This window comes from Photorhabdus bodei (assembly GCF_003287735.1).
In the GTDB taxonomy this organism is placed as follows: Bacteria; Pseudomonadota; Gammaproteobacteria; order Enterobacterales; family Enterobacteriaceae; genus Photorhabdus; species Photorhabdus kayaii.
Genome location: NZ_NSCM01000001.1, coordinates 379831 through 398787, shown reverse-complemented (window position 1 = coordinate 398787; position 18957 = coordinate 379831). Strand labels below are relative to the sequence as shown.

The 18957-nt window shown below is 42.3% G+C and carries 20 protein-coding genes, 1 pseudogene and 1 other annotated feature; of the genes and pseudogenes, 13 read left to right on the top strand and 8 right to left on the bottom strand.

Features of this window, described 5'->3' with window-relative positions; genetic code table 11:
- Window positions 1-295: 295 nt before the first annotated feature.
- A complete protein-coding gene (gene htpX / locus CKY02_RS01770; RefSeq protein ID WP_112893989.1) occupies window positions 296-1183 on the top strand; it encodes a protease HtpX in 888 nt (295 codons plus the stop codon).
- Window positions 1184-1248: 65 nt separating this feature from the next.
- Here htpX and CKY02_RS01765 read toward each other — a convergent pair whose 3' ends face one another.
- The 3 genes and pseudogenes from CKY02_RS01765 to CKY02_RS25425 form a co-directional block, all read right to left on the bottom strand.
- Entirely contained in the window at window positions 1249-2640 is a 1392-nt protein-coding gene (locus tag CKY02_RS01765; protein ID WP_162120274.1) for an L-cystine transporter, read from the bottom strand.
- Window positions 2641-2827: 187 nt separating this feature from the next.
- Window positions 2828-3376 carry a metal-dependent hydrolase gene (locus CKY02_RS01760; protein ID WP_112875715.1) on the bottom strand — a complete coding sequence of 183 codons (549 nt, stop codon included), beginning with the start codon at window positions 3374-3376 and terminating at the stop codon, window positions 2828-2830.
- 223 nt (window positions 3377-3599) lie between these two features.
- Window positions 3600-3743 (bottom strand): annotated as a pseudogene (locus CKY02_RS25425) (hexitol phosphatase HxpB); the annotation flags it as partial.
- Between the two features lie 208 nt (window positions 3744-3951).
- Between CKY02_RS25425 and CKY02_RS01750 the strand changes: the two are divergent.
- Window positions 3952-4494, top strand: a complete 543-nt coding sequence (locus CKY02_RS01750; RefSeq protein ID WP_112893987.1) for a YniB family protein — start codon at window positions 3952-3954, stop codon at window positions 4492-4494.
- A 55-nt stretch (window positions 4495-4549) separates the two neighbouring features.
- On the opposite strand, the gene CKY02_RS01745 is transcribed toward CKY02_RS01750, so the two are convergent.
- The 5 genes from CKY02_RS01745 to CKY02_RS01725 all read right to left on the bottom strand — a co-directional run bounded on the left by CKY02_RS01745 (window position 4550) and on the right by CKY02_RS01725 (window position 9110).
- A complete protein-coding gene (locus tag CKY02_RS01745; protein WP_112875718.1) occupies window positions 4550-5419 on the bottom strand; it encodes a fructosamine kinase family protein in 870 nt (289 codons plus the stop codon).
- A gap of 118 nt (window positions 5420-5537) precedes the next feature.
- Window positions 5538-6425, bottom strand: a complete 888-nt coding sequence (locus CKY02_RS01740) for a metal ABC transporter permease (RefSeq protein ID WP_112893986.1) — start codon at window positions 6423-6425, stop codon at window positions 5538-5540.
- The gene (locus tag CKY02_RS01735) at window positions 6422-7300 is read right to left on the bottom strand and encodes a metal ABC transporter permease (protein WP_112875720.1); all 879 of its coding nucleotides are present in this window, start codon (window positions 7298-7300) and stop codon (window positions 6422-6424) included. Before CKY02_RS01735 ends, CKY02_RS01740 begins: the two co-directional genes overlap by 4 nt.
- Window positions 7297-8193 carry a manganese/iron ABC transporter ATP-binding protein gene (locus tag CKY02_RS01730; protein WP_112893985.1) on the bottom strand — a complete coding sequence of 299 codons (897 nt, stop codon included), beginning with the start codon at window positions 8191-8193 and terminating at the stop codon, window positions 7297-7299. Before CKY02_RS01730 ends, CKY02_RS01735 begins: the two co-directional genes overlap by 4 nt.
- Window positions 8190-9110, bottom strand: coding sequence for a metal ABC transporter substrate-binding protein (locus CKY02_RS01725; protein WP_112893984.1), 921 nt, complete (start codon window positions 9108-9110; stop codon window positions 8190-8192). The genes CKY02_RS01730 and CKY02_RS01725 overlap by 4 nt, the downstream gene beginning before the upstream one ends.
- A 217-nt stretch (window positions 9111-9327) precedes the next feature.
- Between CKY02_RS01725 and CKY02_RS01720 the strand changes: the two genes are divergently transcribed.
- From CKY02_RS01720 to btuC, 11 genes are all read left to right on the top strand, one after another.
- Entirely contained in the window at window positions 9328-9981 is a 654-nt protein-coding gene (locus tag CKY02_RS01720) for a transglycosylase SLT domain-containing protein (protein ID WP_112893983.1), read from the top strand.
- Window positions 9982-10002: 21 nt separating this feature from the next.
- Entirely contained in the window at window positions 10003-10143 is a 141-nt protein-coding gene (locus CKY02_RS26590) for an AMP-binding protein (protein ID WP_112893982.1), read from the top strand.
- 419 nt (window positions 10144-10562) lie between these two features.
- A complete protein-coding gene (thrS, locus tag CKY02_RS01710; RefSeq protein ID WP_112893981.1) occupies window positions 10563-12491 on the top strand; it encodes a threonine--tRNA ligase in 1929 nt (642 codons plus the stop codon).
- A 3-nt stretch (window positions 12492-12494) separates the two neighbouring features.
- Entirely contained in the window at window positions 12495-13034 is a 540-nt protein-coding gene (gene infC, locus CKY02_RS01705; RefSeq protein ID WP_112875725.1) for a translation initiation factor IF-3, read from the top strand.
- 97 nt (window positions 13035-13131) lie between these two features.
- Window positions 13132-13329, top strand: coding sequence for a 50S ribosomal protein L35 (gene rpmI, locus CKY02_RS01700; protein ID WP_011146889.1), 198 nt, complete (start codon window positions 13132-13134; stop codon window positions 13327-13329).
- Between the two features lie 41 nt (window positions 13330-13370).
- Window positions 13371-13727, top strand: coding sequence for a 50S ribosomal protein L20 (gene rplT / locus CKY02_RS01695; RefSeq protein ID WP_112893980.1), 357 nt, complete (start codon window positions 13371-13373; stop codon window positions 13725-13727).
- A 104-nt stretch (window positions 13728-13831) separates the two neighbouring features.
- Window positions 13832-13956: a sequence feature (Phe leader region), on the top strand.
- A 3-nt stretch (window positions 13957-13959) separates the two neighbouring features.
- On the top strand, window positions 13960-14115 hold the full coding sequence (locus CKY02_RS24220; RefSeq protein ID WP_162120272.1) for a hypothetical protein: 156 nt from the start codon (window positions 13960-13962) through the stop codon (window positions 14113-14115).
- Window positions 14116-14168: 53 nt separating this feature from the next.
- Complete coding sequence (gene pheS, locus CKY02_RS01690) at window positions 14169-15152, top strand: phenylalanine--tRNA ligase subunit alpha (RefSeq protein ID WP_112893979.1); 984 nt, start codon at window positions 14169-14171, stop codon at window positions 15150-15152.
- Between the two features lie 15 nt (window positions 15153-15167).
- Complete coding sequence (gene pheT, locus CKY02_RS01685; protein WP_112893978.1) at window positions 15168-17555, top strand: phenylalanine--tRNA ligase subunit beta; 2388 nt, start codon at window positions 15168-15170, stop codon at window positions 17553-17555.
- Window positions 17556-17559: 4 nt separating this feature from the next.
- On the top strand, window positions 17560-17856 hold the full coding sequence (gene ihfA / locus CKY02_RS01680) for an integration host factor subunit alpha (protein ID WP_011146885.1): 297 nt from the start codon (window positions 17560-17562) through the stop codon (window positions 17854-17856).
- Window positions 17857-17921: 65 nt separating this feature from the next.
- Window positions 17922-18929 carry a vitamin B12 ABC transporter permease BtuC gene (btuC, locus tag CKY02_RS01675; protein ID WP_112893977.1) on the top strand — a complete coding sequence of 336 codons (1008 nt, stop codon included), beginning with the start codon at window positions 17922-17924 and terminating at the stop codon, window positions 18927-18929.
- Window positions 18930-18957: the final 28 nt, after the last annotated feature.

The following is an 18957-nucleotide window of genomic DNA, read 5'->3' as shown; positions in this document are numbered from 1 at the left end:
TTGGGATGTTTTGAGTGAATGGTATATTGGGCTATCAGTAATATAAACAGTCTTTTGAAGGTGTTTTTTCTTTTCAGGAAGGATGAATTATTTCACATTTTCTCAGTATTACCAGGTATTGGCGTATTTTGTTTAACCAATTGGTGTTAGGCTAATGTGGTTTTTTTCATGATTTTGTAAAGTTATGTTGGTTTTATCGCTTAACAGGCTAAAAGCCTTGAATATAGTAAGAACAGCCTTATTTATAGAGTAGTTCTGAAAGTGCATTGATTATTAATAAAGGAAGCCGGTTTTTATGATGCGAATTGTTTTGTTCCTCCTCACTAACCTCGCTGTTATGTTGGTGTTCGGGATAATACTTTCTTTGACAGGAATTCAGGGGAGTAGTGTACAAGGTTTGATGATTATGGCTGGCCTGTTCGGATTCGGTGGGGCGTTTGTTTCCCTGTTGATGTCCAAATGGATGGCGCTGCGTTCTGTGGGTGCCCAGGTCATAGAACAGCCAGCAAATGAAGTTGAACATTGGTTAGTTGAAACTGTTCGCCGTCAAGCGGAACAAGTCAATATTGCCATGCCCCAGGTTGCGATTTATGCCGCGCCTGATATTAACGCATTCGCTACCGGAGCGCGTCGTAATGCTTCTCTGGTTGCTGTCAGCACCGGTCTATTGGATAACATGAGTAGGGCAGAAGCAGAAGCTGTTATTGCTCATGAGATTAGTCATATTGCTAATGGTGATATGGTGACGATGACCTTGTTGCAAGGAATAGTAAATACTTTCGTTATCTTTATTTCCCGTCTACTGGCTCAAGCTGTATCAAGTTTCCTGTCTGGCAACAGTGATGAGGAAGAGAGTAACCCCTCGGGCAATCCTATTGTTTACATGGTTGTTTCAATGGTGTTGGAAATAGTATTTGGTATTCTGGCGAGCATTATCACAATGTGGTTCTCACGTTATCGCGAATTCCATGCGGATGCAGGTTCTGCCAAGTTGGTCGGTCGTGAGAAAATGATCGCTGCTTTACAGCGCCTGAAAACCAGTTATGAACCGCAGGAAGAAGGCAGTATGATGGCGTTCTGTATTAATGGTAAGTCAAAAACATTCAGTGAGCTGTTCATGTCTCACCCACCATTGGACAAACGTATTGAAGCACTGCGTAGTGGACAGTACCTGAATAAATAATATGGTGAATAAAATAAAAAGCCGGGGAATCAATTCCGGCTTTTTTACAGTTTTTGAAGTTTAAATTATAGCTGACTTAATTCAACGTGTTCTTCCTGATCGAAGATAGTTTTATCAGTTTGTCCCATCAGTTGGCTGGTAATAGTGCCAGCAGTCATTGAACCATTTACATTCAGTGCCGTACGGCCCATATCAATGAGAGGTTCAACAGAAATCAATAAAGCAATCAACGTTACAGGTAGTCCCATTGCGGGTAAGACAATCAGTGCTGCAAACGTAGCACCGCCGCCCACACCAGCAACGCCAGCAGAGCTGATAGTGACAATGCCAACGAGTGTTGCAATCCACATCGGGTCGAGTGGGTTTATGCCTACTGTTGGAGCAACCATTGCGGCCAACATGGCGGGATAAATTCCGGCACAGCCATTCTGACCAATTGTTGCTCCAAAAGATGCTGAAAAGCTGGCGATTGATTCTGGTACGCCAATACGGAGTGTCTGGGTTTCGACATTCAGTGGAATACTGGCAGCACTGGAACGGCTGGTGAATGCAAAAGTCAACACTGGCCAAGTTTTTTTGAAAAATCTAAGTGGGTTGATGCCGAAGAGAGAAAGTAGAAACCCATGAGCAACAAATACTAGTGCTAGTGCAATGTAGGATGCGATAACAAAGGTTCCCAGTTTTGCAATTTCATGGATATTAGAATTGGCGACAACTTTGGTCATCAGGGCCATAACACCATACGGCGTTAAGCGCATAACCAGACGAACCAGTTTCATTACCCATGCCTGTATAGTGTCGATAGCGACTAATATGCGTTCACCCTTCTCATGATCATCTTTCAACATTTGCAGGGCCGCGATACCTAAGAAGGTTGCGAAAATAACAACGCTGATAACAGAAGTTGGGTTAGCGCCGGTTAAATCTGCGAACGGATTTTTAGGAATAAAAGATAAAATCAATTGTGGTACAGATAAATCAGAGACTTTGCTGACATAGTTGTTTTCGATAGCAGACAGACGTGTTGTTTCTTGGGGACCTTGGATCAGACCTTCAGCAGTCAGGCCGAACAGGTTGATAATCATGATACCGATAAGCGCTGCAATCATTGTAGTGAATAACAACGTTCCGATAGTCAGAAAGCTGATTTTTCCCAGAGAAGATGCTTTGTGTAGTTTGGCGACTGCACTCAAAATAGAGGCAAATATCAGAGGCATAATGACCATTTGTAGAAGTTGTACGTAGCCATTACCTACAATGTTGAACCATGATATGGATTCCTTCACTATGGTATTATCAGAACCATAAACCAGTTGCAGTGCTAAGCCAAAAGTAATGCCAATGGCAAGGCCCGCAAAAACCTTTTTCGACAGGTTCCATTGCCGTGAACTGGCTTTTGACAATAGCAAAAGCAGTGCTACGAAGACGAGCACATTCGAAATGAGTGGTAAATTCATCCCCAAACTCCATAATTCAATTTAGTTAAGTCATAAGCTGTATCGAATCGTGTAGGTTTGCAAACGAACACATTACAACAAGCAGTTGGGGAATATAGTACCAGCTTAAACTATTCTCATTTATAACTATATAGAATTTAATATAATTAATGTGACTTTTAAGATTTATTTTTAGTCAATTAGAGCATTAGAAATAGAGATCTTTGATGCGATTTATATAAAAAAGTATAGAATATTCAATATCTTCTGGTAGAAAAATGGCAATGACAATTAATAAGGCAGAAATAAACCTTTCTGCTTTCTTATTTCCTTGCTTGCCAAGCACAGGTAGACAGAAACGTATTTTGATTGGCCATAATAACGGCACACCAGCAGGTGTTAGCATATCTGCAACCAGATGGCTCAAATAGCCAACAATCATGGCATGGAAAAAATCAGTTGGAATTAGCCACTCTTCGGGTATTTTTAGCCAAAATAAAGTAATCCCTAATATGAGAGCAAGTAAACTGTGAGTAAAGCCTCTATGACCGCAGAGTTTGGCAATAGGAATGGAGATAAATCTGAATAATCTACCCAGGGTTGAATTAGGGTGATCGATATCGGGTAACAAGGCAGTAAGCAGTACCCCTGGTAGCATATGCAACCAGTCTCCATAAGCTATCTCTGGTGTTATCTCTAGCTTATGTGCCAAGATGATGCTGGCAACTGAAAATAAAAGATGCCCTTCTGCGGTCATAAATTCCTCTGACTAATAACTGTCTATCCATACAGTTGGCGAAGTATAGAGGGTTTTATGTGGGTAAGATAGAGGGTGAAAAGCAAAAATATCTTATTTATTAATATATGACGTTAATATTTAATTAGATTTTTGTTTGACAGAATAAGACATAAGCGCTACGACTACTATGTGAACAATAAGAAGCTGCCATCGGCATAAATGATGGCAGCTAAAGTTATAATCAGGTGATGTTCATGACAGTGAGTTGCTCGAGAGAATGTAGTTTAATATCTGCGAGAACCCAACTTGGGTCATCAAAGTGATGAGCGGATGGCACAACGATTGAACGCATTCTTGCAGCTTTTGTTGCTATCATTCCATTGAATTATTGGTAAATGAAAAGACATTTAAGTATCTCTCTCTGGTCAGACAGTTAGCGAAAGCTGATTGTAACAATCTCAGTAGGTGAAATCTTTTCCTGATCGGGAACATGGTAAGAAATGCTTAGTTAATTAAATATAAAGTTAAATTTGGTGATTGATGGGCTATGATTAGCCAAAAATAAAATCTGCTTATTGTTATGAGGGGTATCGATGACTTACCAAAAAGCCGGATACATCGCTATTATTAAGCGAGTTTTAGGTTGGGTGATTTTTGTTCCGGCACTTTTATCGACCATTGTTTCTGTGATTAACCTTGCCTGGCTGAACGGTATTAAAGGTGATGGTATCAATGCTGTTTTGGATGATTTCCTGAAAATGATGGCTGAAATGGTGCGTTTTAATACCCCATTTCTGGATTTCTTCTGGAAAAACTCACCAACACCTGATCGTCTGGCTGGTTTTACCGGATCAACGCTTGGTTTCCTGATTATCTATTTTCTTATTTTTTTCGGCCTTGCTATGAGTGCGTCAGGTCAACGGATATACAGACAAGTGAAGTTTATACGAGAAAACATTGAAGATCAGCTTATTATTGAAAAAGCTAAAGGCAATGATGGCCTGACGAGAGAACAGATTGAATTAAAAATTAAACTTCCTCGTCATACACTGTTCAGTCAGATTTATATCTTATATATTTCACCGGTAATTATCGGTGCAATTTTTTATTTTCTATTGAAAATCTTAGGCTGGTAGATTCTCCGGTTGGCTATAGCTGCGGAATAAGTATTTTCGCAGCCTGATTACCCATCTATTGGCTATTTTCAGTCAAAATATTATCGAGAATATTTTGAACCGCAATAAGATTATCACCACCAAATAGATTACTCCGGTTAAGCAAATAATAGAGCTGATACACAGGTTGCCGTTCAATAAAGTTGGCAGGGAGTGGCCATATGCTCTGATAGCCATCAAAAATTTGCATTGGTAAGTCAGGGTATAACGGTAACATAGCGAAATCACATTCACGATCTCCCCAATAACAGGCTGGGTCGAAGGCAACGGCTTGGTCATCTAGTGAAGCACAATTAGCTGGCCAGAGATCGCCATGTAACAGAGAGGGTTGTGGCTGATGGTGTTGAAGTTTGTTACTTATAGCTTGAACGATATTATCAATATCACCAAAGATCATGTTTTTTTCTGCTGCGATTTGTAATTGCCAACCAACCCGCTTTTCCGCATAAAATTGGTGCCAACGTCGTTGCCAGCCATTAGGTTGTGGAGTTGTTGCCAGCATATTGTCAAAGTCAAAGCCGAATTGAGGTTGCTCACTCCATTGATGAAGTTTTGCCAGTTGTTGACCGAAGCAATAGGCACTGTGAGGGTCAAAAGATTTTAAAGGCAGAAATTCAAGCAATAGAAAGCTATGGTCACGGGTGTTGCCAATACCATAAACAGTTGGAACACGGATAGTTTGGCTGCGTGCCAGGAGTTCAAGCTGTTCTGATTCTGCTTTGAAGACAGGGAGCATCTCGCGCAGATTTGATTTGACAAAAACTTGTCGTTTTCCATGTGTGACTCGCCAAGCTTGGTGGATGTCCCCTCCGGCTAACTCAGTTTTATCGTGAATTTCAGCAACACCGAAATGTTCGTTTAACAAACGATTTACTGTCTGCCACATGGTTCACCTCTCTATGTCGTCAATTACTTTATGAACAATTATAGTCAGAGAAAACATATGATCAGGTAAAAAAGATGATTAACAGGGTTATATCTCAAAACAGATATAACCCTTTTTGTTATTGATTGGGTTCGTTAGAGATTTGTAGGGCTGCTTGATACGTTTTACGTTTGGATTTTGTTCTTACAAGTTTTATCTGACTGTAAGTCAGTGCTAGTGTAAAGAAGATAGCCTGAACAATAACAATGCATGGCCCCGTTGCACCATCAATGTGGAAACTGACCAGAGTACCCAGGACACAGGAACTGACTGATGCAATGATAGCGACAATTAACATTCGGTCAAAACTGCGGCATAACATGAAAGCGATGATTCCCGGTGATATCAACATTGCGATAACCAAAATCATTCCCACGGCTTGCAGGGAAGCGACAATGGTCATTGACAATAGACAAAGTAAACCGTAATGCAAAAGCTTAACAGGTAATCCCACTACGCGTGCTTGGTTCGGATCGAAGCAGTAAAGCATGAAGTCTTTGCGCTTTAGCAGTACTACTGCCATAGTGATACAGGTAATCCATAATGTTTGATTCAACTCATCTTTAGTGATCCCTAGAATATTTCCGAACAGAATATGAGTGAGATGTTGGTCAGTGTCTATTCGGGCAAAAAGAACTAAACCAAAGGCAAACATGCCTGAAAAGACAATTCCCATGACAGTATCTTCTTTTATCCGGCTATGTTCTTTCAGATATCCTGTTGCAAAAGCACAAAAAATACCGGAAAGGAATGCGCCAATAGCCAGCGGTATACCAGCAGCGAAAGCTAGTACAATGCCTGGTAATACAGCGTGAGAGATGGCATCACCCATTAACGACCAGCCTTTAAGAACCAGATAACAAGAGAGTATTGCACATACTGCACCTGTTACAATAGCAGCAAATACCGCCCGTTGCATAAATGGAAACATAAACGGCTCAGTGAGTAACTGTGTCAACTCATTCATAATTGTGTTGTCTCCTGAGCTAAGGCTGAGGATTCTTTTCTGGCACGTATACGTGAAGCGAATAGCCCATGCTTTGGTGCAAAGAAGAATGCGAGTAGGAAAATAACGGTTTGCAGCGTGACAATGACACCACCAGTAGCGCCGTTAAGGAAAAAGCTTAGGTAAGCGCCAAATGCACTGGTCAGGGAACCAATAGTAACGGCAATGATCAGCAGGTGCTTAAAACGATCTGTTAATAAGTAAGCTGTTGCGCCTGGAGTGACAACCATTGCAATCACCAGAATAGCGCCGACAGTTTGTAAGGCTGCGACAGTACAAGCACTCAACAAAGTAAAAAAAATGATTTTCATCCGCAAGGGAGATAAACCGATAGAGCGAGCATGCGTTTCATCAAAAAATACAATTAGCAAATCTTTCCAGATAAACATGAGCACGATAAATGAAATCGCAATAATGATTTCAACTTGGAGAACATCTTCATCAGCGATGCCAAGGATATTGCCGAAAATAATGGTTTGTACGTTAACCGATGTGGGATTGAGGGAAACGATTAATAAGCCGACCGCAAAGAAAGTGGAAAAAATGAACCCGATTACTGCATCTTCACGTAAGCGAGTGATATGACGAACTAAAGTCATAGACAGAGCTGCCAGCATTCCGGTAAAAAAAGCACCACCTGCATAAGGAAGACCTAGCGCGTAAGCACCAGCGACGCCAGGCACAACTGAGTGAGAGAGCGCGTCTCCCATCAATGACCAGCCTTTTAACATCAGGTAGGAAGAAAGGAAGGCACAGACGGCACCGACGATGGCACTAACCCAGATGGCTTTTACCATGTAATTGTAGTGAAAAGGTTGCAGCAAAAGCTCTGTCATGATTGACGCTTCTCCTTATGCTGACCCTGCCTTGGCGGAACATGATGATCATGACCATAAAATACGGCTGCGCGTTCATCATCAGTAATAACAGTCAAGGAGCGTGGATCATCATCATCATGTAATTCCGGACCGGATAGATTAATATGACGAAGTACTCCACCAAAAGTCATCTCTAAATTTTTTTGGGTGAACGTTGTTTCTGTTGGGCCACTTGCTAGAACCGTTCGGTTGATTAGGATAACATGATCGCAGAATTCAGGCACGCTACCGAGGTTATGTGTAGAAACCAGAACCAGATGGCCCTCATCACGTAAATCACACAACAGGTCAATGATGGCATTCTCTGTTTTTACATCAACACCAGTAAAAGGTTCATCTAGTAATAGAACTTTACCTTCCTGAGCTAGAGCCCTTGCAAGAAAAACCCGTTTTTTCTGTCCGCCTGAGAGTTCGCCAATCTGTCGGTTGCGTAGGGCCGTTAAGCCGACACGTTCAAGTGCTTTATCAACAGCTTGGTGATCTCTTTTACTTGGGATTCTCAGGAATCCCATTTTCCCATAGCGGCCCATCATAACGACATCAGAAACCAATACTGGAAAGTTCCAGTCGACTTCTTCTGTTTGAGGGACATATGCAATAATATTTTTCTTCAACGCATTTTTGACTGGCATATCACTCAGAGTTACTTTTCCCTGAGATGGGCTTACCAGTCCCATGATAGTCTTAAACAATGTGGATTTACCACTACCGTTAATGCCCACCAACGCACAAATAGTTCCACCGGTGATAGAAAAACTTGCATCATAAATAGCTGTGTGACCGTTGTTATAAGTCACAGTGGCGTCATCAACGACTAAATGAGGACGTTCAAACAGTATATTGCTATTCATTGATTAAATCCTTTTGCGATTGTATCTACAGTTTTGTTCAGTAAATCAATGTAAGTTGGTACCGGGCCAGTACTGGCGGAGAGTGAATCTACATAAAGAACGCCACCATAACGGGCGTCTGTTTCTTTACTGACTTGTTTAGCGGGTTTATCTGAAATTGTACTTTCGCTAAATACAACTGGGATTTTGTTTGCTCTTACAGTATCAATGACATGACGAACTTGTTGTGGTGAACCTTGTTCTTCCGCATTAATTGGCCATAGATAAACTTCCTTGAATTGGTAATCTTTAGCTAAATAGCTAAAAGCCCCTTCACTGGTGACTAACCAACGTTGATCCTGTGGAATACGGGAAAGACGTTTTCTCAGTGGAGAATCCAGTTGTGCGATTTTTTCAGCATAGGCTTTGGCATTCTTATTATAAATTTCTGTATTTTCAGGATCGTATTTCACAAATGCTTGGCGAATATTCTCAATATAGATTAAAGCATTTGTGGGTGACATCCAAGCGTGAGGATTAGGGTTCCCGTTGTAAGGCCCTTCACGGATAGGTAGTGGTTCAATGCCGTCAGTAATGACAACGGCAGGTACATCTTTAAGGTTTTCAAAGAAGCGTTCAAACCAGCGTTCTAGATTTAGCCCATTCCAAAGGATCAAATCAGCATGTTGAGATTTTATAATATCTTTGGGGGTGGGTTGGTAATCATGGATTTCGGCACCAGGTTTAGTAATTGATTCAACAATCGCCGCATCACCTGCTACGTTTTGTGCAATATCTTGGATAATAGTAAAGGTCGTGACAACTTTAAATTGTTTGGCGGCGGATACCTGATGACTAAATAGAATTACAGATAAGAGAATCAACATAATTCCCAGAACAGGAGGAGAAAGTAAAAGCAGAGAAAGTTTTTTCTTCATAAATTCAAACCTTACTTGTTATAAGTATATGATAACGATTATCAATATCATTTAAGTAAAGTCAAGATGATAAAATTTGGAAACAGCGATTGTTGCAATAGTCATTCCATATGATATGAACACGAATACAGTGAAAAGTTAAGTAAAAATATTTTTAGATTGTAAACGAAATTGTATATGCTGCGCTGTAGCAAAATTTGATCCAGAGGATTATAGGGTGAAATTAAGACTGAGCTTTGTGGCACTGGTCGTGCTGTTAGTCGTCGGTTGTGCTGAGAGAAATGTTCAGCAAACAAATGTTGGTAAACAGTCCGGTCAGCAACGTATGCTTAGCAATACTGCCAACGCAGCTAGAATTTCTTCTTTCCCGCCGACGCCTTTTGATACCTTTATTCAACAGGCATCCAATCGGTACGGCGTTGATGAAACTCTGATCAGAGCGATTATTCAAGTTGAATCCGGTTTTCGTCCTAATGCAGTCAGTAAATCGAATGCAATTGGTCTTATGCAAATTAAAGCATCGACAGCAGGGCGGGATGTGTATCGACAGAAAGGGCGTTCTGGTCAGCCAACAACTCGTGAGTTGAAAGATCCTAAAACTAATATTGATCTTGGCACTGCTTATATCAGTATCTTGAAGGAGCAACATCTGGCAGGTATTGATAACCCTGAGACTCTCCACTATGCCACTATTGTTGCCTACGTAAATGGTGCGGGTGCTCTTTTGCGTACTTTTAATGCAGATCGTCAATTAGCCGTCAATAAAATAAACAGCATGACACCGGATGAGTTTTATCGGTATGTTCAGGATAATCATCCAGCACCTCAGGCTCCACGCTATTTGTGGAAGGTGAAAAAGGCTTATCGTTAACAACAAGCCGCCCGTGGCAATTTGCGTCGCGAGTTCGCCAGAGCGGATAGCAACTCGCAAGTACCGGCATTAACCCCACGCCATCTGGCGTATGTGATTTATACCTCCGGCTCGACCGGCATACCAAAGGGGGTGATGGTCGAATATATTTTAGTCTGTTAGAGAATAATGAGGATAAAGTCGTTTTAGTTCAGGCTTTAAATATGGTGTTGGCAGAGGGTTGTAACGAAGAGGTTCAGTAATGGCTTAAAGAGACTAAAACGATCCTGTATCCGTATGATAATCTAGCATATATAACTTATGCCGGGTTTTTTCTATATATGTCTTGATCAGATGGATTCGACTAATAAATGCAAATGATTTTACCCATACTAAACATCGCCGTGACCTGACTGGTTGTTGGTGGTATATTTTCGCGGTGTTTCGGTATTGAAGGTAATCACTTTTTACATTGTGTACCAATTTTAGTACCAAACTTTAATGGATTGACGAGATAATAATTTAAATCGTTATTTTAGTTGAATATCAAACTCCTTCAAGTGACCTTTCGTGTGGGTCACCACTGTAGATAAGGATTTTAAATGCCTGTTGTTACTCTTCCTGACGGTAGCCAACGCCAGTTTGACCGTGCCGTTTCTGTAATGGATGTTGCCTGTGATATTGGTCCGGGTTTAGCGAAAGCATGTATTGCTGGCCGCGTAAATGGTGAGCTAGTGGATACTTGTGAATTAATCGATTCAGATGCCAATCTTGCCATCATCACCAGTAAAGATGATGCAGGGCTGGAAATTATCCGCCATTCATGCGCTCATCTGTTAGGCCATGCAATTAAACAATTATGGCCAGATACTAAAATGGCTATCGGTCCAATTATTGATAATGGTTTTTACTATGATGTTGATCTTGGCCGTGCTCTGACGCAGGAAGATATTGAACTGCTTGAAAAGCGGATGTTGGAACTTGCCAAAAAAGACTATGACGTCATCAAGAAAAAAGTGAACTGGCAAGAAGCTCGTGATACCTTCGTTGCTCGTGGTGAGGATTATAAAGTACAAATTTTGGATGAAAACATCAGTCGAGATGATCGTCCTGGTCTCTATAATCATGAAGAATATATTGACATGTGCCGTGGCCCACATGTGCCAAATATGCGTTTCTGCCATCATTTTAAATTGCAGAAAGTCGCAGGGGCATATTGGCGTGGGGATAGCAACAATAAAATGTTGCAACGAATATACGGTACCGCGTGGGCTGATAAGAAACAGCTCAATACTTATCTGCAACGTTTGGAAGAAGCAGCCAAGCGTGACCATCGTAAGATTGGTAAACAATTAGATCTATACCACATGCAGGAAGAAGCTCCAGGTATGGCATTCTGGCATAATGATGGTTGGACTATTTTCCGTGAGCTGGAAACTTTTGTCCGGACCAAACTGAAAGAATATCAATATCAGGAAGTTAAAGGTCCGTTTATGATGGACCGTGTCATGTGGGAAAGAACGGGTCACTGGGAAAACTACGGTGAACACATGTTTACCACTTCTTCAGAGAACCGTGAATATTGCGTTAAGCCGATGAACTGCCCAGGGCATATTCAGATTTTTAACCAAGGCTTAAAATCTTACCGTGATTTACCGTTACGTATGGCTGAATTCGGTAGTTGTCACCGTAATGAACCATCAGGGGCATTACATGGTTTGATGCGGGTTCGTGGTTTTACCCAGGATGATGCTCATATCTTCTGTACAGAAGAGCAAATTCACCGGGAAGTCAGCAATTGCATTAAGATGGTGTATGACGTTTACAGCACTTTTGGTTTTGAAAAGATCATAGTTAAGCTGTCAACCCGCCCGGAAAAGCGCATTGGTACTGAAGAACAATGGAATCAAGCGGAAGAAGCTTTGGCGGCAGCACTACAAGAAAATGGTGTTCAATTTGAATATCAACCAGGTGAAGGTGCCTTCTACGGACCGAAAATTGAATTTACTTTGCATGATTGTTTGGATCGTGCGTGGCAATGTGGTACTGTGCAGCTCGACTTTTCATTACCTGGTCGTTTGAATGCGTCCTATGTAGGTGAAAATAATGAACGTAAGGTTCCTGTAATGATTCACCGTGCGGTTTTGGGTTCGCTGGAACGGTTTATCGGTATCCTAACTGAGGAGTATGCGGGTTTCTTCCCAACATGGATTGCTCCACAGCAGGTAGTGGTGATGAATATCACCGATAGCCAGGCTGATTATGTACAGGAATTAGTAAAAAAGTTTCAAGATGCTGGCATTCGTGCAAAAGCAGACTTGAGAAACGAGAAGATTGGCTTTAAAATCCGTGAACACACTCTACGTCGTGTTCCCTACATGCTTGTCTGTGGTGAAAAAGAGGTCGAATCAGGGAAAGTTTCCGTTCGTACCCGCCGTGGTAAAGATTTGGGTAGCATTGATGTTAACGAGTTCATCGAAAAACTGCTTATAGAAATACGCAGTCGTAATCTTCATCAATTGGAGGAATAAGGTATTAAAGGCGGAAAAAGAATTCAAACAGCGCGTCCTAATCGCATTAATGGAGAAATTCGCGCTTCTGAAGTTCGTTTAACAGGTTTAGATGGCGAACAGATTGGCATTGTCAGTCTGAGGGAAGCTCTTGAAAAAGCTGAGGAAGCGGGTGTTGATTTAGTTGAAATCAGCCCGAATGCCGAGCCGCCGGTTTGCCGTATTATGGATTACGGCAAGTTCCTCTATGAGAAGAGTAAGTCGATCAAAGAGCAGAAGAAAAAACAAAAAGTTATTCAGGTTAAGGAAATTAAATTCCGTCCTGGTACAGATGAAGGCGACTATCAGGTCAAACTACGCAACCTGGTTCGTTTTCTGGAAGATGGCGATAAAGCCAAAATCACCCTGCGTTTCCGTGGGCGTGAAATGGCACACCAACAGATTGGTATCGAAATGCTTAACCGCATTCGCGACGATCTGGATGAATTGGCGGTAGTCGAATCCTTCCCTTCGAAGATTGAAGGCCGTCAGATGATAATGGTGCTCGCTCCTAAGAAGAAATAGTTAGGCAATCAAGTAATAAGCTCCAGTCGGTTCATCTGGTTGGGGCTTGTTCGCCTGATTAATTCGTTGTAATTCACAATGCGAAGTGGAAATTAAAATGCCAAAGATTAAAACAGTACGCGGTGCCGCTAAACGTTTTAAAAAAACTGCAAGTGGCGGTTTTAAGCGTAAGCGCGCTAACCTTCGTCACATTCTGACTAAGAAATCAACCAAGCGTAAACGTCATTTACGTCCAAAGGGCATGGTCTCCAAAGGTGATCTGGGCCTGGTTGTTGCTTGCTTGCCGTACGCATAAGCAATTTTTAGATTAGAACTCAGAGACGATAGGAGAAGTATATGGCTCGCGTAAAACGTGGTGTTGTCGCCCGTGCACGTCACAAGAAAATTTTAAAGCAAGCGAAAGGTTACTACGGTGCCCGTTCGCGCGTTTACCGTGTTGCCTTTCAGGCAGTAATTAAAGCAGGGCAGTACGCTTACCGTGACCGTCGTCAGCGTAAACGTCAGTTCCGTCAACTGTGGATTGCACGTATCAACGCTGCTGCACGTCAGAATGGTTTGTCTTACAGCCGTTTCATCGATGGTCTGAAAAAAGCCTCTATTGAAATTGACCGTAAGATCCTGGCTGACATCGCTGTGTTTGACAAAGTGGCATTTGCTGCTTTAGTTGAAAAAGCGAAGAGCACTCTGGCATAAGTTAGAGTAGTAAGAGGGGGGCATGCTCCCTCTTTTACTTTGTTGTCAGATGTAGCTTACGAGAGAGAGTCGTTGCCAAAAAAGAGTTTTACTCTGAGAGAACTAACATTATGTCTTTAGCTTTTTTTCGCATCTTTTTTTACTTTAGCACCTGAATTCAGGGGGCTTTGCGCGTAAGAAAAGAAACGAAAAGTAGCGCCTGAGCCTCCGTTGTGGAGGCTTTTTTGTTTTTATGACAGTAAAAAACAGAAATAGGTATACCCTATGGATTTCAAGGTGCATCGCGACGGCAAGGGAGCGAATCCCCGGGAGCATAGGTAACTATGTGACCGGGGTGAGCGAGTGCAGCCAACAAAGAGGCAACTTGAAAGATAACGGGTATATATAAGGTCATTAACGATCATTACTAGCAGGCCGTTAGGCCGAAGGAAGAGGAAAACGATGCCACATCTCGCTGAACTGGTTGCAAACGCAAGAGCAGCCATAGAAGATGCCCAGGATGTTGCTGCGTTGGATTTGGTGCGTGTTGAATATTTAGGCAAAAAAGGCCATTTAACTCTCCAAATGTCATCGCTGCGTGATCTGCCGGTCGAAGAGCGCCCAGCAGCAGGGGCGGTTATTAATCAGGCTAAGCAAGAAGTCCAGGAAGCTCTAAATATCCGTAAAGAAAAATTGGAGACTGACCTTCTGAACTTCCGTTTAGCAGCGGAAAAGATTGATGTATCATTGCCGGGTCGCCGTATGGAAAATGGTGGACTACATCCGGTTAACCGCACAATAGAGCGTATTGAGACTTTCTTTGGTGAATTAGGGTTTTCTGTAGAATCAGGCCCTGAGATTGAAGATGATTATCATAATTTCGATGCGCTGAATATTCCTGCTCACCATCCTGCACGAGCTGATCATGATACTTTCTGGTTTGATGCCAAGCGTCTTTTGCGTACTCAGACTTCAGGTGTTCAGGTTAGAACTATGCACAGTCAACAGCCACCAATTCGCGTCATTGCTCCGGGGCGCGTGTATCGTAATGACTACGATCAGACACACACGCCCATGTTTCATCAGGTGGAAGGTTTGATTATTGATCGTGATATCAGTTTTACCAACCTGAAAGGAACGTTGCACGATTTCCTGACTAACTTTTTTGAAGAAGATTTGCAAGTTCGTTTCCGACCTTCTTACTTTCCATTTACAGAACCTTCGGCGGAAGTTGATGTAATGGGTAAAAACGGCAAATGGCTGGAAGTGTTGGGTTGCGGTATGGTTCATCCTAATGTATTGCATAATGTTGGCCTTGATCCTGAAATTTATTCTGGTTTTGCTTTTGGCATGGGAGTGGAGCGTCTGACAATGTTACGTTACGGTGTAACTGATTTGCGCGCGTTCTTCGAAAATGATCTGCGTTTTCTCAAACAGTTTAAATAAGGGCGGGAATATCTCATGAAATTCAGTGAACTCTGGTTACGCGAATGGGTAAATCCAGCCATTAGCAGTGAAACATTATCTGATCAAATTACCATGATAGGTCTGGAAGTTGATGGCGTTGAAGCCGTTGCCGGTCAATTTCATGGTGTGGTTGTCGGTGAAGTTGTTCAATGTGCTCAGCATCCAAATGCAGATAAGCTACGGGTAACAAAAGTGAATGTAGGCGGTGAACGACTGCTGGACATTGTTTGTGGTGCACCAAATTGCCGCTTGGGGTTGAAAGTTGCAGTAGCAACCGTGGGTGCTGTATTACCGGGTGATTTCAAAATCAAGGCGGCAAAACTGCGAGGTGAGCCTTCTGAAGGGATGCTATGTTCTTTTTCTGAACTGGGTATTTCTGAGGATCACGATGGTATTATTGAATTGCCAATTGATGCTCCTTTGGGTGTTGATCTGCGTGAATATCTAAAGCTGGATGATAAGGTCATTGAAATTAGTGTTACTCCTAATCGCGCTGACTGCCTAAGTATTATAGGGGTTGCGCGTGATGTGGCGGTTGCTAATAAAATGCCACTATCTGAGCCACAAATTGAGGCAGTAAAACCGACAACAGATGCTATTTTCCCTATTCGTGTTGAAGCAACAGAAGCTTGTCCACGTTACCTGGGACGGGTAATTAAAAACATTAATGTGAAAGCGGCAACACCACAATGGATGCGTGAAAAATTACGTCGTGGTGGTATCCGTTCCATCGACCCGATTGTCGATGTGACTAACTATGTATTGCTTGAATTAGGCCAACCATTGCATGCGTTTGATTTGGAGCGCTTGAATGGCTCAATCACTGTGCGCATGGCGAAGCAGGATGAAAAATTGGTGCTGCTGGATGGTACGGAAGCCAATCTTTCTACTGATACCCTAGTCATTTCTGATGAAAAACAAGCTGTTGCAATGGCAGGTATTTTTGGCGGTGAACATTCAGGTGTGAATGAAGAAACGCAAAATATTTTACTTGAGTGCGCATTTTTTGCTCCTTTAGCGATTGCTGGCCGTGCTCGTCGTTATGGTTTACACACTGATGCTTCTCACCGTTATGAACGTGGAGTTGATCCTCAGTTACAACACAAAGCAATAGAGAGAACAACTCAATTGTTGATTGATATTTGTGGTGGTGAAGCCGGCCCGATTATTGATGTTACTGATGAATCTCAATTGCCTCAATCTGCGACAATCACATTGCGTCGTGAAAAACTGGATCGTTTGATTGGTCACTATATACCTGATGAACAGGTTGGTGACATCCTGACCCACTTAGGTTGCAAAGTCACTATTCAGGAAAATTGTTGGCAAGCGGTTGCACCAAGCTGGCGTTTTGATGTGGAGATTGAAGAAGATCTGGTGGAAGAGGTTGCCCGTATCTACGGTTACAACAATATTCCAGATGTACCGATGCGCGCAGATCTTATCATGAAAAAACATCGTGAAACGGATCTTTCCCTGCAACGTGTTAAAACGATGCTCGTTGATAGAGGTTATCAAGAAGCGATTACTTATAGCTTTGTTGATCCCAAAACTCAGGCACTGTTACATCCACAGCAACAAGCGTTGATGCTGCCTAACCCAATTTCAGCGGATATGTCAGCAATGCGTTTATCTCTGTTGACTGGTTTGTTAACAACGGTGGTATATAACCAGAACCGCCAGCAAAACCGTGTGCGCTTGTTTGAAACTGGCTTGCGTTTTGTTCCTGATGAAAATGCTGATCAGGGTATTCGTCAGGAGCTGATGCTAGGGGGGGTTATTACAGGAAATCGCTTTGAAGAGCATTGGTCACTGGAAAAACAGTCCGTTGATTTCTTCGATATGAAAGGCGATTTGGAAGCTGTTCTAGAGTTAACTGGAGAATTATCTAAGATTTCTTTTAGAGCAGATGTAAATCCGGCGTTGCACCCAGGTCAAAGCGCCGGGATTTATTTGGAAAATGAATACATCGGATATATTGGTGTGGTTCACCCAGAATTGGAACGCAAACTTGACTTAAATGGCTGCACCGTGGTATTCGAAGTACTCTGGAACAAGCTGGCAAGCCGCGTGGTTCCTGATGCGAAAGAGATTTCACGTTTCCCGTCAAACCGTCGTGATATTGCGATCGTGGTACCTGAAAATGTTGCTGTAGAAGATGTTTTGGCTGAATGCAAGAAAGTTGGCGTAAATCATATAGTTGGCATAAACTTGTTTGACGTGTATTGTGGTAAAGGTGTAGCAGAGGGTCATAAGAGCCTTGCTATAAGTTTTATCTTGCAGGATACCGCGCGTACACTGGAAGAAGAAGAGATTGCTGCGACGATTAATAAATGTGTCGCAGTGCTGAAACAGCGATTCCAAGCATCCTTGAGGGACTGAACTTATGGCGCTTACTAAAGCTGAAATGTCAGAAAATCTGTTTGAGAAACTGGGAATTAGCAAGCGTGATGCTAAAGATCTGGTTGAATTATTCTTTGAAGAAGTGCGTCGTTCTTTGGAGAATGGTGAGCAGGTAAAATTGTCTGGATTTGGCAACTTTGATTTACGGGATAAAAACCAACGTCCGGGACGTAACCCTAAGACTGGTGAGGACATTCCGATTACAGCTCGCCGAGTAGTGACATTCCGTCCTGGTCAGAAGTTAAAAAGCAGGGTTGAGAAAGCCACACCTAAAGAATAATCAAAAAGGCCGCATCAATAGCGGCCTTTTTCTTAAATGATCCTCCCTCATGAGCTTGATTTACCATGCAATCCACTCATTCCATCACTGAATTAGTGACTCGTCAGAAAAGACATGATTATCGTTTTCTGGCAATTCTCACGTGTTTATTTTTACTCGTTTTTTTTCTCTCGCTTTGTGCTGGGGAAAATTGGATCTGGCCTAATAAATGGTTTTCTGAAACAGGTCAATTGTTTGTGTGGCAGTTACGTTTTCCTCGTGTATTAGCTGTCGTTGCTGTAGGTGCGAGCCTGACTATGGCGGGTGCAGTAATGCAGGCACTGTTTGAAAATCCGTTGGCGGAACCTGGGCTATTGGGGGTCAGTAATGGTGCTGGCGTGGTGGTGGTGTTTTTGGTGTTGATGTTTCATGGCATTGCGCCGTTCTGGTTATTAAGTATTGGCGCTGTGCTCGGTGCGCTGACCGTCACAATGATATTGCTGACCTTTTCAAGAAATCGTTATCTGAATAATGCCCGTTTGTTGTTGGTAGGGGTTGCTTTTGGTGTTGTCTCTGGTGCGTTAATGACCTGGATGGTTTATTTTAGTACTAGCCTGGATTTGCGTCAGCTAATGTATTGGATGATGGGGAGTTTCAGTGGAATAGACTGGCGGCAGCAATGGTTGGTAGTCGCTTTGTTTCCTTTGATTATTTGGTTGAGCAGACAAGGAAAAGTACTTAATTTTCTTTCACTGGGAGAAACACAGGCCCAACAGCTAGGTATCTCACTTTATTATTGGCGTAATTTATTTGTCTTTGCTGTTGGGTTGTTGGTAGGGTTAAGTGTTGCACTTGCTGGAACAATTAGCTTTATTGGTTTGGTTATTCCACATATTTTGCGTTTATGCGGCCTAACAGATTATAAAACTCTACTGCCTGCCTGTGTTCTATCCGGCGGTTATGGATTATTGCTGGCTGATCTGCTATCTCGTCTTAGCTTGAATAATGCAGAAGTACCGATTGGCGTTGTGACTGCAACATTGGGTGCGCCAGTCTTCATTTGGTTATTATTGAGGGTCAGAGACTGGAGTTAAAAAAGTGGATAATGTGCAAGTGACTAAT

Coding starts and splice junctions, on each gene's coding strand:
- htpX (WP_112893989.1), top strand. CDS start 296: ATGATGCGAATTGTTTTGTTCCTCCTCACTAACCTCGCTGTTATGTTG.
- CKY02_RS01765 (WP_162120274.1), bottom strand. CDS start 2,640: ATGAATTTACCACTCATTTCGAATGTGCTCGTCTTCGTAGCACTGCTT.
- CKY02_RS01760 (WP_112875715.1), bottom strand. CDS start 3,376: ATGACCGCAGAAGGGCATCTTTTATTTTCAGTTGCCAGCATCATCTTG.
- CKY02_RS01750 (WP_112893987.1), top strand. CDS start 3,952: ATGACTTACCAAAAAGCCGGATACATCGCTATTATTAAGCGAGTTTTA.
- CKY02_RS01745 (WP_112875718.1), bottom strand. CDS start 5,419: ATGTGGCAGACAGTAAATCGTTTGTTAAACGAACATTTCGGTGTTGCT.
- CKY02_RS01740 (WP_112893986.1), bottom strand. CDS start 6,425: ATGAATGAGTTGACACAGTTACTCACTGAGCCGTTTATGTTTCCATTT.
- CKY02_RS01735 (WP_112875720.1), bottom strand. CDS start 7,300: ATGACAGAGCTTTTGCTGCAACCTTTTCACTACAATTACATGGTAAAA.
- CKY02_RS01730 (WP_112893985.1), bottom strand. CDS start 8,193: ATGAATAGCAATATACTGTTTGAACGTCCTCATTTAGTCGTTGATGAC.
- CKY02_RS01725 (WP_112893984.1), bottom strand. CDS start 9,110: ATGAAGAAAAAACTTTCTCTGCTTTTACTTTCTCCTCCTGTTCTGGGA.
- thrS (WP_112893981.1), top strand. CDS start 10,563: ATGCCTGTTGTTACTCTTCCTGACGGTAGCCAACGCCAGTTTGACCGT.
- rpmI (WP_011146889.1), top strand. CDS start 13,132: ATGCCAAAGATTAAAACAGTACGCGGTGCCGCTAAACGTTTTAAAAAA.
- rplT (WP_112893980.1), top strand. CDS start 13,371: ATGGCTCGCGTAAAACGTGGTGTTGTCGCCCGTGCACGTCACAAGAAA.
- CKY02_RS24220 (WP_162120272.1), top strand. CDS start 13,960: ATGACAGTAAAAAACAGAAATAGGTATACCCTATGGATTTCAAGGTGC.
- pheS (WP_112893979.1), top strand. CDS start 14,169: ATGCCACATCTCGCTGAACTGGTTGCAAACGCAAGAGCAGCCATAGAA.
- pheT (WP_112893978.1), top strand. CDS start 15,168: ATGAAATTCAGTGAACTCTGGTTACGCGAATGGGTAAATCCAGCCATT.
- ihfA (WP_011146885.1), top strand. CDS start 17,560: ATGGCGCTTACTAAAGCTGAAATGTCAGAAAATCTGTTTGAGAAACTG.
- btuC (WP_112893977.1), top strand. CDS start 17,922: ATGCAATCCACTCATTCCATCACTGAATTAGTGACTCGTCAGAAAAGA.